General features: G+C 63.6%; 12 protein-coding genes. 10 read left to right on the top strand and 2 right to left on the bottom strand.

Going from position 1 to position 14921, the window contains the following annotated elements; genetic code table 11:
* The first annotated feature begins 350 nt into the window (after positions 1–350).
* The 10 genes from K3F48_RS24965 (at position 351) to K3F48_RS15925 (ending at position 12349) form a co-directional block, all read left to right on the top strand.
* A complete protein-coding gene (locus K3F48_RS24965; protein ID WP_222576426.1) occupies positions 351–662 on the top strand; it encodes an STAS domain-containing protein in 312 nt (103 codons plus the stop codon).
* Between the two features lie 121 nt (positions 663–783).
* Positions 784–1149 carry a response regulator gene (locus tag K3F48_RS15965; protein ID WP_222576425.1) on the top strand — a complete coding sequence of 122 codons (366 nt, stop codon included), beginning with the start codon at positions 784–786 and terminating at the stop codon, positions 1147–1149.
* Positions 1150–1214: 65 nt separating this feature from the next.
* Positions 1215–3209: a chemotaxis protein CheA gene (locus K3F48_RS15960; protein WP_222576424.1), complete on the top strand. Its 1995-nt coding sequence runs from the start codon at positions 1215–1217 to the stop codon at positions 3207–3209.
* Positions 3209–3658, top strand: coding sequence for a chemotaxis protein CheW (locus tag K3F48_RS15955; protein ID WP_222576423.1), 450 nt, complete (start codon positions 3209–3211; stop codon positions 3656–3658). Before K3F48_RS15960 ends, K3F48_RS15955 begins: the two co-directional genes overlap by 1 nt.
* A gap of 13 nt (positions 3659–3671) precedes the next feature.
* Positions 3672–5774, top strand: a complete 2103-nt coding sequence (locus tag K3F48_RS15950; protein WP_222576422.1) for a methyl-accepting chemotaxis protein — start codon at positions 3672–3674, stop codon at positions 5772–5774.
* An 89-nt stretch (positions 5775–5863) separates the two neighbouring features.
* On the top strand, positions 5864–8068 hold the full coding sequence (locus tag K3F48_RS15945; protein WP_222576421.1) for a methyl-accepting chemotaxis protein: 2205 nt from the start codon (positions 5864–5866) through the stop codon (positions 8066–8068).
* 76 nt (positions 8069–8144) lie between these two features.
* On the top strand, positions 8145–8618 hold the full coding sequence (locus K3F48_RS15940) for a chemotaxis protein CheW (RefSeq protein ID WP_222576420.1): 474 nt from the start codon (positions 8145–8147) through the stop codon (positions 8616–8618).
* Between the two features lie 25 nt (positions 8619–8643).
* Positions 8644–9531, top strand: a complete 888-nt coding sequence (locus K3F48_RS15935; RefSeq protein ID WP_222576429.1) for a protein-glutamate O-methyltransferase CheR — start codon at positions 8644–8646, stop codon at positions 9529–9531.
* Positions 9528–10640, top strand: a complete 1113-nt coding sequence (locus tag K3F48_RS15930; protein WP_222576419.1) for a chemotaxis response regulator protein-glutamate methylesterase — start codon at positions 9528–9530, stop codon at positions 10638–10640. The genes K3F48_RS15935 and K3F48_RS15930 overlap by 4 nt, the downstream gene beginning before the upstream one ends.
* A complete protein-coding gene (locus tag K3F48_RS15925) occupies positions 10637–12349 on the top strand; it encodes a hypothetical protein (protein ID WP_222576418.1) in 1713 nt (570 codons plus the stop codon). The genes K3F48_RS15930 and K3F48_RS15925 overlap by 4 nt, the downstream gene beginning before the upstream one ends.
* Before the next feature lie 382 nt (positions 12350–12731).
* Here the strand turns inward: K3F48_RS15925 and K3F48_RS15920 are convergent, their stop codons facing one another.
* Complete coding sequence (locus tag K3F48_RS15920; protein ID WP_222576417.1) at positions 12732–14045, bottom strand: ATP-binding protein; 1314 nt, start codon at positions 14043–14045, stop codon at positions 12732–12734.
* Positions 14042–14764 (bottom strand): response regulator, encoded by a 723-nt coding sequence (locus K3F48_RS15915; RefSeq protein WP_222576416.1) that lies wholly within the window; start codon positions 14762–14764, stop codon positions 14042–14044. Before K3F48_RS15915 ends, K3F48_RS15920 begins: the two co-directional genes overlap by 4 nt.
* Positions 14765–14921 lie beyond the last annotated feature (157 nt).

Raw genomic sequence — 14921 nt, 5'->3', positions numbered from 1 at the left:
CTCTTCCATCATTTCCTCGAGCTGACGATAACTCATCGGATACGCCACATACCAGCGGACGCCCCACAGGATCACATAGCGTTCAAAATGGTTGCCCTTGAAATCGATCATCACGCTATTCCGCCTACCCCAGCCCGGCGATCATAGCCCCAACCCGCCCGCGAGAAAAATTCGCGACAGAGCCCGAGCGCACGGCTTGCGCGGGCGAGCCGCGTGTAACTCCTATGATTGCTCAACCGTGTGCCTTCAACTGTTACTTGCATAGAATTCGCTCGACCTCCGTAACGATGTTTACATCGTCTTAATCGGCCTAAGCTTATGAATCAGCCATCTAGTGGAGCATATACCCCATGCAGGACTGTGAGATGGCCATCAGCTGCGGAGACAAGCTGATGATCTCCGAAGCGGTCGAAATGCGCGATTCTATATTGCGCACCTTTCGGCACAGCGCCAACGTCATGATCGACTGTTCTCACGCGACAGACATCGACCTGACCTTCATTCAGCTGCTGATCGCTAGTCGACGAACAGCGCGAGCGAGCGGCGCGAAGCTGCGAATTTCGGCGCCGTTGGATTCACCGATCGCGGAGACTTTGCGGCGAGCCGGATTCGCGCCCGACGATATCCTCGCAGATATTTCGTCTCACGGCTCACCGATCTGAGGACGCAGCGAAGATCGCTGCGCGCCGCGGACACACTGGTGCGACATGACGGCGCCCATATCGTTACGCGCGAGGCAATCCGGCGTTGCAGCCTCTGCCTCTCGACCAGAGAGTCGCGAATATGAAAAAGGTTTTGACCGTCGACGATTCCGCGAGCGTTCGTCAAATGGTGCGGGCGGTGCTCACGGTCGCGGGCTATAGCGTCATGGAGGCCAAGGACGGCCGCGAAGCTCTCGGCGCAGCGCGCGGCGAACAAGCCAATATGGTGATCACCGATCTCAACATGCCGGTCATGGACGGGCTCACATTCATTCGTGAATTGCGCAAGCTTCCCGCCTACAGCGGCGTGCCGATCGTCTTCTTGAGCACGGAGTCGGACGCTGCTGTGAAGCAGGAGGCCAAGGCCGCCGGCGCCACGGGCTGGATCACCAAGCCCTTCAGCCAAGAGCAGCTGCTCGCGGTCGTCAAGAAGCTGATCGGCAGCTGACGGACACTCGAGACGTTGGTCGAACCCTTTACCGATCCCGTCAACCCATCGAGTGGACGAAGCCGATGAACGACGCCGAAAAGGCCTTTCGCGAAGAAGCCGACGACCTATTGGAGCAGCTCGAGCAGTCGCTGCTCGATCTCGAGAAGACCCCGACCGACAAAGAGCTGATCGACTGCGCCTTCCGAGCCCTTCATACGCTGAAGGGCTCGGGCGCGATGTTCGGCTACGAGCGAGTCTCGGCCTTCGTCCATAATTTCGAGACCGCCTTCGACCAGGTGCGCAAAGGCCGCGCGCCGCCGAGCCATGAGCTCGTCGCCGTGGCGCTGCAGGCGAAGGATCACGTCCGCGTCCAGATCGAGGCTCCGGATGCTGCGGACGAAGACCATGGCCGCCGTATTCTCGACGAACTGCGTCGAGTGGTGGAAGCTTCGCTCGCGACGCCGACGGCTCCGGCCGGAGCAGCGTCGATAGACGCGACGCTGCGCGAGCCGGCGGGCGGCGAGACGGCGCGCGTGACGTGGCGCCTGCGCTTCTCCTTCCACGAGAGCGTGCTCGTCAATGGCACCAATCCACTGCTGCTTTTCGACGAATTGCGCGCTCTGGGCGACTTCGACCTCAACGCCTGTGGGGATGCGGTTCCCGCGCTCGACGCGATCGATCCGACGCTCTGCTATCTCTCCTTCGAGGCGACCCTCGTCACTGACCAGCCGCGCTCGGCCATCGAGGACGTCTTCATCTTCGTGATCGACGAGATGCGTCTCGAGATCGAGCGTGTGGATGAGGAAGCGTCGCCACGGATAGAGGAGCCCTCGGCCGCGACGGCCGATGCGCCGGCGACCGTGACGCGGCGCAGCGCGGAGAGCGACGGGCGCGGCGCCGGCTCGGTGCGCGTTCAGGCCGAGAAGGTCGACGAGCTGATGGATCGCGTCGGCGAATTGGTCATCGCTCAGGCGCGTCTGACACAGCTCGCCGAGACTGCGAGCCTCGACATCAAATCGATCGCCGAGGAGATCGAGCGTCTTGCCGCCAATCTGCGCGACGTCACCATGGGCATTCGCATGGTGCCGATCGGCACGCTGTTCGGACGCTACCGCCGCCTGGTCCACGATCTCTCGAGCGAGCTCGGCAAGCCGGTCGATCTCGTGATGTCGGGAGAAGAAACAGAACTCGACAAGACGATGATCGAGCGTCTAGCCGATCCGCTCGTGCATCTCATTCGCAACGCGCTCGACCATGGTCTCGAGGATGCGGCGGGACGCGCCGCCGCCGGCAAGGCGGCGACCGGCCGCATTCGCCTCGTCGCGAGCCATTCGGGCGCAGAGGTGCTGATCACGGTCGCCGACGACGGACGTGGGCTCGATGTCGCGCGCATTCGCGCAAAAGCGATCGCCAATGGGCTCATCGCCGAGGACGCCGTGATGAGTGACGCGGAAATTCATCAGCTCATCTTCCATGCCGGCTTCTCGACAGCGCAGTCCGTCACCAAGCTGTCGGGGCGCGGCGTCGGTATGGATGTCGTCAAACGCACCATCGAGAGCCTGCGCGGCGCAATCGATATCGCGAGTCGGCCGGGCGCCGGCTCGGAGGTGACGCTGCGCTTGCCTTTGACGCTGGCGATCATCGAAGGCCTGCTCGTGCGCGTCGGCGGCGCGCGCTATGTCATCCCGCTCTCCTCGGTCGAGGAATGCGTGGAGCTGTCGGCGGCCGGCGACAACGGCTCGGCGGGTCGCAGCTTCCTCAACATTCGCGGCGATCTCGTGCCCTTCTTGCGGCTACGCGAATTCTTGAGCGCGAAGACGCCGCCCGATCCGCATCAGAAGGTGGTTGTCGTCTCCTTCGGCGAGCAACGCGTCGGCCTCGTCGTCGACCAAATTATCGGCAGCCATCAAACCGTGATCAAATCGCTCTCCAAGCTGCACGCCGACGTGCCGTGCTTCTCGGGCGCGACCATTCTCGGCGATGGCGCCGTGGCGCTGATCTTCGACATTCCGCATCTCGTCGATCGCGGGCAGGCGCATGACGAGGAGCGCAAGGCGCGAGAGAGGGAGGCAGCGTGATGGCGCAGGAGACGATAGACGAAAGCAGGCAATGCCTGATGTTGGGCGTCGGCGGCGAGATCTTCGCGATCGACGCCGAGCGCGTGCGCGAAATTCTCGATCCGGCCCCTGTGACGGAAGTGCCCGGCGCGCGCGATTTCGTGCGCGGCCTCATCAATGTGCGCGGCAAGGTGGTGCCCATGGCCGATCTGCGTCCGCGCTTCGGAATGGAGGTCGCGGAAGCGACGCCCGACACGCGCTTCGTCGTCATCGAGGTCGATCTCGACGGCGAGCCGACCGTCGTCGGCATCGTGGCGGACAAGGTCTATGAGGTGGCGGAGCTGCCTCTCTCATCGCTCGGGGCGGCGCCGCGCATCGGCATGCGCTGGCGGCCGGAGCTGGTGAAATTCATCGGGCGCTGGCAGGACGACTTCATCGTCGTTCCAGACATCGAGCGCATTTTCAACTGAACTGGGGCGGACCATGCGATACACAGTCAAAGCAAAGCTGACGACCGCTTTCAGCGTCGTCATAATTCTGTCTGCGGCAGCGGGCGCCGTCGCTTATACGAAGCTCGCGGCGCTCAACGAGAATATCGAGACGATCGTCGAGGCGCGAGTCAAGCGGCTCGTCTGGGCGGAGGATCTGAAAGTCATTTCCAGCGAAGCCGTCCGATCCGAGAAAAATGCGATCATCGCCACGACAGACGAAGAAAGCGCGAAGCACGTCGGCCGTGCGCTGAAGCTGCGCGAGGAATTTCGCAAGCTGCGTGAAACCATCTACGAAGTCGCATCCCCGAAAGGCAAGGAATTGATCGCCAAGGTCGGCGCAGCAGCCGATGCGGTCGACCCTCTGCTGGACAAGGTGCTGAACGCCGCGAAATTGAACTCCGCCTCGAAAGCCCGCAGCCTCGCAACGACCGAAGGAGCCGCCAAGGCCAAGGAGCTTCGCGCGGCGTTCAACGCCTTTTCCGAGGTGGCCGCGAAAAACGGAGCCTCCCTGCTCGTGACCGATCTCGAGCGGCTTCACTCGGCCATCGAGACTCTGGGCGGAGACACGCACCTCTATATTTCGGCTCCGACAATGGCGGAGCTCGAATCGGGCGCCAAGGCGCTTCAGGCAGACGCGGCGACAATCGCCGCGAGCGCCGAAGCGATCAAGTCGAGGGCCGTGAAAGCGGGGATGGTTCAGGCGGCGGAGCATTTCGGAGCCGCCTTTGATCAATGGCTGAAGACACAGGCGCGCGTGATCGGCATCGCGCGTGAGGGTGGTTCGGTTTACGCCGCCGACCTGTCGAGCAATCAAAAGCGCATTCTCGCCGCCGAGGTGACGAAGTCGCTCGATGAATTTATCGCTTTTCAGCGCAATATGGTCGATGAGGCCAGAGCAAAGGCCGCCTCGGACTATGATCAGGCTCGGACGCTGCTTGTTCTCGTTTTGGCCGTTTCGATCTCCGTCGCCGCCGCCGCCGCGCTCTGGATCGGCTACTCGATCAGCCGCGGCCTCAACAGGGCCGTCACGCTTGCGAGCGCCGTCGCAGACGGCGATCTCTCTCGCAACATCACCGCTGACAGTGACGACGAGATCGGCGATCTCGTCGCGGCGCTGAAGAAGATGGTCGCCAATCTGCGAGAGGTGGTCGCCAAGACGGCGGATGCGGCGAGCAATGTCACGGCCGGAGCGCAGGAGCTCGCCGCATCGGCGGAGCAACTCTCCCAGGGCGCGACGGAGCAGGCGGCCTCGGCGGAGGAGGCGTCCGCGTCCATGGAGCAGATGGCCTCCAACATCAAGCAGAACGCCGACAACGCCAATCAAACCGAGACAATCGCGCATCAATCGGCGCGCAACGCCGAGGTGAGCGGAGAGGCGGTCGCCCGCGCCGTCACGGCCATGCAGACGATAGCCGACAAGATCGGCATCGTGCAGGAGATCGCCCGCCAGACCGATCTGCTCGCGCTCAATGCGGCGGTCGAGGCGGCGCGCGCCGGCGAGCATGGCAAGGGCTTCGCCGTCGTCGCCTCCGAGGTGCGCAAGCTCGCCGAGCGCAGCCAGACGGCCGCGGCGGAGATCGGCGTTCTGTCGACCGATACGGTGAAGGCGGCGCGCGAGGCCGGCGAGATGCTGACCAAGCTCGTGCCCGACATTCGCCGCACCGCCTCGCTGGTCGAGGAGATCACCTCCGCCTGTCGCGAGCAGGACGCCGGCGCTGCGCAGATCAATCAGGCAATCCAGCAGCTCGACAAGGTGACGCAGCAGAACGCCAGCTCGTCAGAGGAAGTCTCTGCGACCTCGGAAGAGCTGTCGAGCCAGGCCGAGCAATTGCAGTCGACGATCGCCTTCTTCCGCCTCGGCGACCAAGCAGCGCGAAGCAGCGCGGCGAGCCATGCCGACACTGGCGCGCATGGCGTGCGCCAGCTCCGTGAAAAGGCGATGTTCGCAGCTGCGGAGCTGTCGCATCGTTCGACCGGCGGACGCAGACCGATGCGCGCCGCCAAGCCGGCGATGAAGGCGACCGGCACGGGCGGCTTCGTGCTCGACCTGGCCAGCGCAGAGGACGAGATGGACGCGGAATTCCGAAGGGGCTGACGCCCCGCGCCGCCGAAGCCGAGGCGCTCCCGTCTCCAGATGGGGGCGCTCCGCAGAGCTTACAGTCCAAAACGTGACAGGAGCATTTAATGCGATACACAGTCAAAGCCAAGCTGTTCACCGCCTTCAGCGTCGTCATCGTGCTCTCGGCGGCGGCGGGCGCCGTCTCCTACACGAAGCTCGCGGCGCTCAACGAAAATCTCGAGTCGATTATCGAAGGGCGCGTCAAGCGGCTGGTGTTGGCGGAAGATCTGAAGATGCTCACGGTGGACGGCGTTCGCTCCGAGAAGAACGCCATCATCGCGACGAATGACGCGGAGAGCGAGAAGCATGTCGCCAATGCGCTGAAGTCACGCGAGGACGCGCGCAAAGTGCGTGAGACGATCTATGAGGCCGCCAGCGCCAAAGGCAGGGAATTCGTCGTCAAGGTCGCCACGGCCGTCGATGCGCTGAATCCTGTGCAGGACAAGGTTCTGAAATTCGCCAAGCTGAACTCCGCTAATAAGGCTTTCAATATCGCCGCGACGGAAGGAGTCGATGCGGCCAAGGAGTTGCGCGCCGCATTCACCGCCTTCTCGGAGACGGCGGCCAGAAACAATGCGTCCTTGCTCGTCAGCGATCTCGAACACATTCGTTCGGCGATGGAGAAGCTGCGCGGCGACATGTACGCCTATATCGCCTCACAGACGACGGCGGACCTCGCGTCGCGAATTAAGCCGCTCCAAGCAGACGCGGCCGCTCTCGCCGCCAGCGCCGAAGGCGTCAAAGGCCGAGCAGTCCGGGCTGGGATGAGCCAACCCGCCGAGCAGTTCTCGGTTGCGCTCGATCGATGGCTAAAAATGGTGGCGCGCGCTGTCGAGACCGCGCGCGAAGGCGGATCGATTATCGCGGCCGATCTCTCGAGCGAAGAAGGCCGCACCCGCGTCCTCGAAGTGTTGAAGACGATCGACGAATTCATCGCCTTCCAGCGCAAAATGGTCGACGAGGCAAAAGCGCAGGCCGCGGGCTACTATGATCAGGCGCGCTTCCTGCTGATCGTCATGCTCACCGGCTCCGTGCTCGTCGCCATCGGCGCCGCTCTGTGGATCGGCCTCAACATCAGCCGCGGTCTCGGTCGTGCGGTCGGCCTCGCCAATGCGGTGGCCGTCGGCGATCTCAGCCAGCAAATCTCGGCGAGCAGCGACGACGAGGTCGCCGATCTCGTCGACGCGCTCAACGCCATGTCGCGCAACCTCAACGCCACCGCCGCCGTCGCCGACAAGATCGCGGCGGGGGATCTCACCGTTCAGGCGAAGCCGCTCTCCGACAAGGACACGCTCGGCATTGCGCTCGAGCGCATGGTCGCCAATCTGCGCGAGATCATCATTAAGGCGACCAGCGCCGCGAATAATGTCGCGGCCGGCGCGCAGGAGCTGTCGGCGTCGTCCGAACAGCTCTCGCAGGGCGCGACCGAGCAGGCCTCATCGGCCGAGGAAGCCTCCGCATCCATGGAGCAGATGGCCTCCAACATCAAGCAGAACGCCGACAACGCCAATCAGACCGAGACCATTGCGCATCAGTCGGCGCGCAACGCCGAGGCGAGCGGAGAGGCTGTGGACCGCGCGGTGCAGGCGATGCAGACGATCGCCGACAAGATCGGCATCGTGCAGGAGATCGCCCGCCAGACCGATCTGCTCGCGCTCAATGCGGCGGTGGAGGCGGCGCGCGCCGGCGAGCATGGCAAGGGCTTCGCCGTGGTCGCCTCGGAAGTGCGCAAGCTCGCCGAGCGCAGCCAGACCGCGGCCGCCGAGATCAGCGTGCTCTCCACCGACACTGTGCGCGCGGCGCGCGAGGCCGGTGAGATGCTGACCAAGCTCGTGCCCGACATTCGCCGCACCGCCTCGCTGGTCGAGGAGATCACCTCCGCTTGCCGAGAGCAGGACGCCGGCGCCGCGCAGATCAATCAGGCGATCCAGCAGCTCGACAAGGTGACGCAGCAGAACGCCAGCTCGTCGGAGGAAGTCTCCGCGACCTCGGAGGAGCTGTCGAGCCAGGCCGAGCAATTGCAATCGACGATCGCCTATTTCCGTCTCGGCGACGAAGCGCGCGTCGCGACGGCCCAGAGCGCGCGCCCGGCCATTCGCCAGCTGCGCGAGAAGGCGATGTCCGCCGCCGCCGAGCTCGCCCAGCGCGCGAGCGCCGACAAGGGCGCGCGCGCGAACAGGCCGGCGATGAAGGCGACCGGAACCGGGGGCTTCATGCTCGACCTGTCGCATGCGGAAGATGAGCTGGACGCCGAATTCAGGCGCGGTTGAGTATGAGCGGAGCGCTCTCCTCGGCGAGACGAGAGCGTTCCGGAACGCCAGCCACGAGACGAGGACATTTCGAGAGATGACACAGGATCAGAGCCAATTTGTCACATTGGGCCTCGACGGCGAGGTCTTCGGCCTTCCCGTCGCCCTGGTGCGAGAAATTCTGGATTACCGCCACATCACCAAGCTGCCGCAGGCCCCAGCCTATGTGCTCGGCATGATCGACGTGCGCGGCGAGGCGGTGCCGATCATCGATCTGCGCGCCAAGCTCGGATTGTCGTCCGCCGCCGCGACGGAAGCGAGCCGCCTCATCGTCGTGAGCATTCCGCTGGACGGCCGCGAGTCGGCACTCGGACTTCTCGTCGATTGCGTGTTCGAGGTGACGGAGCTCGACCGCGACGCGATCGATCCGCCGCCCAATGTCGGAGGCCGATGGCGCTCCGGATGCATCAGCGGCGTCGGCCGACGCAACGGCGTCTTCGTCGTCGTCTTCGATTTGCCGCGCCTGCTCGCGGAAGACGACGTCGCGCTCGCGACCGCGCGCGCGGCGTGACAGGAGCCGTCGCATGCTGCCGCGAATGAGCGAGATCTCTGTCGCCGGCGCCACGGCGCCTACGATCCGGCTCGATGGTCTGAGCGATCGTTACTTCCGCACGCTCGCCGCCTTCGTCGAGCGAGAAACGGGCATACGGCTGCCGCCGTCGAAACGAATGATGGTCGAGGGGCGGCTGCGCCGGAGGGTCAAGGCGCTCGGCCTCGCCGATCTCGATGAATACGCCGAGCTCGTGTTCGAGCGCGGCCAACTCGAGAAAGAGAGCGTTCATCTCATCGATTGCATGACCACCAACAAGACGGATTTTTTTCGAGAGCCAGAGCATTTTCAGATCTTGGCGCAGGACATCATGCCGCAGCTGCTCGCGCAGCGACGGCGCAGAACCGACCGCTTCAAGCTCTGGAGCGCAGCTTCCTCCATCGGAGCCGAAGCCTATACGATCGCGATGGTGCTCGCGGATCTCGCGAAGGTCGAGCCCTTCGATTTCCGCATTCTCGGCACCGACATCTGTTCCGCCGCCCTGGCGCAGGCGCGTCGCGCCGTCTATCCCGAGGACATGCTCGCGCCGACGCCGCTGGCGATGCGCGAGCGATATGTCATGCGCTCACGCGATCCGGCGCGCCGCGAGGCGCGCATCGTACCGGAGCTGCGGCGGCTCACGCGCTTCGAGCGGCTCAATTTGATGGACGCGTCCTATCCGGTCGACGAAGGCATGGACGTGATCTTCTGTCGCAACGTGCTCATCTATTTTTCAGCGCGAACTCAGCAGGCGGTGGTCGCCAATCTCTGCCGCCATTTGCGGCCGGGCGGCTATCTGCTCCTCGGACATTCCGAATCCATGGCGGGCGGCAAGCAGCCGGACATGCGCCAGATCGCCTCGACGGTGTTTCGCAGAGAAGGAGGACGCGCATGATCACGCAGACGAAAATTCGCGTTCTCATCGTCGATGATTCCGCCGCCGTACGGCAGACTCTGAGCGACATGCTCGACGCCGAGCCCGATATCGAGGTAATGGGAACCGCCGCCGACGCCTATGCGGCGGCGCGCCGCATTCAGGCGGAGATTCCCGACGTGATCATTCTCGACGTGGAGATGCCGCGCATGGACGGCATCACCTTCCTGCGCAAGATCATGTCGCAGCGGCCCATGCCTGTGGTGATCTGCTCGAGCCTGACGGAGACCGGCTCGAAGGCGCTCGTCGACGCCATGGAGGCGGGAGCCGTCGATGTGATCGCCAAGCCCAATGTCGCCACCAGGCAGTTTTTGATTGAGGCGCGCGTTCGCGTCTCGGACGCGGTTCGCGCTGCCGCCCATTCGAAACGGCGTGCCGCCGCGTCACGCCCGAACATCGTCGAGCGCAAGCTCACCGCCGATGTCATTCTTCCGCCGCCGGCGGCGCTGCGCGTGACCTATCGTCCGACCGAGAAGATCGTCTGCATTGGCGCGTCGACCGGCGGCACCGAGGCGCTGCGCGAGGTGCTCCAATCGCTGCCCGAGAACTCGCCCGGAATGGCGATCGTGCAGCATATGCCCGAGCATTTCACCGCCGCCTTCGCGCGGCGGCTGAACGGGCTCTGCCGCGTGGAGGTGAAAGAGGCGGCGGACGGCGACCTCCTGCGCGCCGGGCGCGTTTTGATCGCGCCGGGCAATCGGCACATGCTTCTGCAACGCAACGGCACGCGCTATCATGTCGCTATCAAGGACGGCCCGCTGGTGTCGCGGCACCGTCCTTCGGTCGACGTGCTGTTTCGTTCCGCCGCACAATGCGCAGGCGCCAATGCCCTCGGCGTCATCATGACCGGAATGGGCGACGACGGCGCCAAAGGCCTGCTCGAGATGAAGCAGGCCGGCGCGCGTACGATCGCTCAGGACGAACAGAGCTGCGTCGTGTTCGGCATGCCGAAGGAGGCGATCGCCATCGGCGCTGTGGACAAGGTCGCGCCCCTCGGCGCCATCGCGCGCGAAGTCTCGATCAACGAGCTCGTCGAGCCGAACGGAGCGACGAAATGGACTGCAGCATGAGACACTCCGCCGCCATGTCGGTCGTCGACCGTGTCGCCGCGTCTCTCGACGGGGTCTTTCAGGGCAGCGAGCGGGTCTTCGCCACGATCGGCGCCGGACTGGGCGACGCGATCATCGATTTCGGCGCGCTGACCTCCACTTTCGAGACCTTGTCGTCGGGCCTCGATAACGAGGACATGCGCGAAGCCGCGGATCGGCTCGCGAAGATTTCGAGCGCGCTCGACGCCGTGGGCGACGAGATGGCCGGCGAGCTTGCGGCGCTGGCCGAGCTTCTCGCCATCAATCGTGAAGTGGCCGATCTTCTCGGCCGCTTGCAGGACGGCGCGCGCACGATGACGATCCTGACGCTCAATGCGAAGATCGAGACTACTCGCCTGGACCGAGAGCAGGAAGATCTCTCGATTTTCTCGGTGGAGATGGCCCGCACCGTCAAGATCGCTCAGGAAACCGTCGACGCCCATGGCGGCGAGCAGGCGACTCTCATCCGCAAGCTCGCATCCGCCTGCCTCGCGCAGGCGGAGTTCGAACGTCATTATCGCGGCAAGATCGCGACGATCGCGCAAGAGCTGAAGAGAGCTTTCGACATCGTCGACGAGCGTCGTCGGCAGGCCGCGAGAGCCGCTGGCGGAATCGGCGCGCGCTCCAAGCAGATCTCCTCGGCCATCGGCGCCGCGATCATCGCGCTACAGATCGGCGACAACACGCGCCAGCGCATCGAGCATGTCGTCGAAGCCTTGCGCATGTCGCATGCTATGTCCCGAACGCCGGGGAGCGATGAGGCGAAGGCGACACTGAAAACCGTGTGCCTGTTGGAATCGGCGCAGATCGACGCAGCGTCGAGCGGATTCGATCAGGGCCTTCGTCATATCCAGGAGGCGCTCGAGCAGCTCGTCGACGACTGCGCCGCGATCGGAAGCGAAGGCGCGCAAATTTGGGGCGCCGAAAATGCCGAAAGCGGCTCGTTCCTCGGTACGCTGATCGATAAGCTCGAGACGTCGAAGCAGCTCATGCGGGAATGCGCAACAGCTTCCGCCGCCGTCGAGGAGGTCAAGAGCGAGGCGCTGCAGACCCTGATCGCACTGCAGGAGCGCATGCATTCGCTCGAGCAGGCCGTGAAGCAAATGATGCTCGTCGGCATCAACGCCGGATTGAAGTCACGCCAGTTCGGCTCCGGCGGCCTCGCGCTCGGCGTCATCGCCGAGCAATTGCGCGGCAATGCGCAGAGGATTTCCTGCGACGCTGAAATGCTCATGCCGTCGCTCGGACGCGCGCTCGCGCTGGCGCGCGGTTTCGAGGCCAAGAAAACGAGCGTCGGCATGGATGATTTCAGCGCCGATTTGTCGGCGACGCTCGGCGCGCTGGATGTGATCGGGCGGCGCCTCGAGGGCGCTTTCGGCTCTCTGCTGACGGGCAGTCGCCGCGTGAAGGAATTTCTCGGCGGCTCGATCGCCGAGCTGGCGCCGCAGCAATGCATCTGCGAAGCCACGAGCCGCGCGGCGCGCGATCTCGAGCAAGCCACGCGTGATCTCCCGGAGACGCCGCAGGATGATTCGACGGCCGCGCTGCTCGAAATGCTCTGGGGGCTCTACACGATGGAAGGCGAGAGGGCTGTTCACAGGGCGATCGCCGAGCCGGGCGCAAATTGTCAGCCGACGCCACGCAGTGGCGAAGCGGAGGAGGACGTCCTCGGGGACATTCTATTCGCCTGAGCGCTAGAGCGCTTTTCGATCGAATGGAATCATCGATGATCAGAATTCGCTCACATGAAACGCGTGGCAGTCGGCAGATCCGCCTGCGTGGCACAACATGGGTTCAAGAATCGGTTTGGTAAACGGGCCGTAATGCCAAGCCGTCCCGCCCTCTATCGCCACCTTTGTTTTCCGCCGGAAGCCATCGTCTACGCCGTCTAGTGGTCTGAGTCATCTAAAGCGAAGGGTATAGGCGCTTGAGTTTGACGCGCGCGTCGTCGGTTGTGAACTGCCAAACGGCTTTGGCGTTGTGAACGCGGGACGTCTCGATTTTGTCGCGGCGTCGGGAGGGCGTAGCCCGACCAGAGCTGCGACAAAATCATTTTGTATGCCGCCCGCGGCACTAAGCCGGAAATACAATTCTAGCGATGAGGCCGTGCGGGTCCCGTTGGTGAAGTTCGAGCCGACCCCGATGCGCTTCGACGATTTCTTTGACGATAGAAAGTCCGAGGCCGACGCTTCCTGGCCGTGCGGAGCGCGATGGGTCGAGGCGAACGAAAGGTTCGAGAATTTCCTCGATTCTTCCGGCGGGAACGCCTGGACCGTCATCGACCACGTCGAGCACGATTTGAGTTCCGTCCATCGAAGCGGAGACGTCGACGCGATTGCCGAAATGAAGGGCATTTTCGATCAGATTTGTCAACGCGCGATTGATCGCGTTGGGCCGACAGAAAAAACGGATGTCGGCGCCGCCTTCATAAGCGATCCGGGCTCCCGTTTCTTCGAACTCGTCACATAGCGTCGACAATAGAGCGCTGAGATCGAGCCATTCCTTCTCTTCCACGTCGAAGGCGCCGCTGAGAAAGGAGAGTGTCGAGGCGACCATCGAATGCATCAGATCGACATCGCGCAGAAGCTTGCTTCTGAGACTTTCCATTTTCCCAGCTTGCAGCTGTAGACGCATGCGTGTGAGAGGCGTCCTGAGGTCATGCCCGACGGCCGCTAGCATGCGTGTGCGATCGCTCATGGAGCGCGTGACGCGTTCCTGCATCAGATTGAAGGCTCTCGCCACTCGTCGTATTTCGAGCGGCCCCTCTTCCTGGATGGGCTCCAGCACGATCTCGCGTCCGAAGGCGTCGGCCTTGTCGGCGAGACGACGCAATGGTCCGGTAACGCGCCAAACGGCCCAAGCGGACAATGCGGTGACCGCCACGCAAAGGAACAGCAGGGCGCCTACGAGCGGAAGGGTGAGCCGTGAAAACTGGTCGACCCCCGGCTTGCCGCTTCGGATCTCCAGCGTTCGTCCATCTAATCGCAGCAGCGCTTGAAGATCGGTCGCGGGGTCGCCGGAGCCGCAAGAGCGGACAGTGGGCTCAGAAAAAGCATGGTTGAATTTCGATCGCAGCGCCGATTGGAGAGTCTGGGCGTCCTTCGTGTTTCCGTCGCAAACGACCGGCGAGGACGTCAGTTGGACTGCGAAATCGCGTCGGCGCGCAGCGGCGACGATAGCCGCGCGCGCATCCTCCGGCGCTCCGAGGACACTCTCGAAGACGAAAGCGATTCGATAGGCACTCGGCCAAGGCCATGGCGGCGGCGGAGGGAGATTGGTGTTGAGGGTCGAGAGAATGGCGAGAAAGAGAAAGAAAGTCGTCGCCGAGGACACGGCGATGATCGCAATGATCTGACCGAGCGTCGTAGTGAAGAAGCGCTGTATCATTCAATCGAGACTTCCGGCTGAAAGGCGTATCCGTCCGCGCGCACCGTGCGAATGACGTCGGCGAATGGATCGTCGCCGGACAGCTTGCGGCGAAGACGGCTGACTAGGAGATCGACGGACCGCGGCGCAATCGCGAAACCTTCACCGCGCGAGAGATTTATCAGCTCCTCTCGGGAGAGAATTCGGCGCCTGTTCCGGCAGAACACAAGCAATAAATCCGTCTCGGCGCCGGTGAGCGGCACACGCAAGCCGGAGGCCGAGCGCAGAAATCGGCGCTGCGGGTGGAAGGCGAAGCCTGAAAAGCGCAAGATCTGTTCGGCTTCGAAGGCGCGTGGTTCTCGGTCGCCGAGCTGCGGGCGGCGAAGCACGGCGCGAATACGCGCCAGCAGCTCACGAAGATCGAAAGGCTTGCCGACATAATCGTCGGCGCCGAGCTCCAATCCGACGACTTTGTCGACTGGCTCGCTGAGCGCCGTCAGCATGATGATGCGCGGGCCGCCCGACGAACGCAGGCTACGGCACAACTCGAATCCGTCCGCGCCCGGCAACATGACGTCGAGGAGAACGAGATCGATACCCTCCCGCGCCAGGATCGGCCCGGCTTCCTCGGAGCTGCCGCAAGCCGTGGCTCCGAAGCCCTTGGCTCGAAGAAAGCCGGCGAGAAGATCGCGTATCTCGAGATCGTCCTCGACAATGAGAATGTTATGGGTCTTGTTCAACGCTATTTCGGACTCCCGAGACCGCGCGCCGAGTTCGCCGAAGCGACAAGAGGTGGATAGGCGCGATTGCACCGATCGGCAATATTCGGTCTGTGTCGATACTGACACATTGCGTTAAATTATAAAATAAACAATCATTTAGTTGAGAACTGCCGCG

Source organism: Methylosinus sp. Sm6 (assembly GCF_019802345.1).
Classification (GTDB): Bacteria; Pseudomonadota; Alphaproteobacteria; order Rhizobiales; family Beijerinckiaceae; genus Methylosinus.
This window is presented reverse-complemented; position numbering and strand designations above follow the sequence as displayed.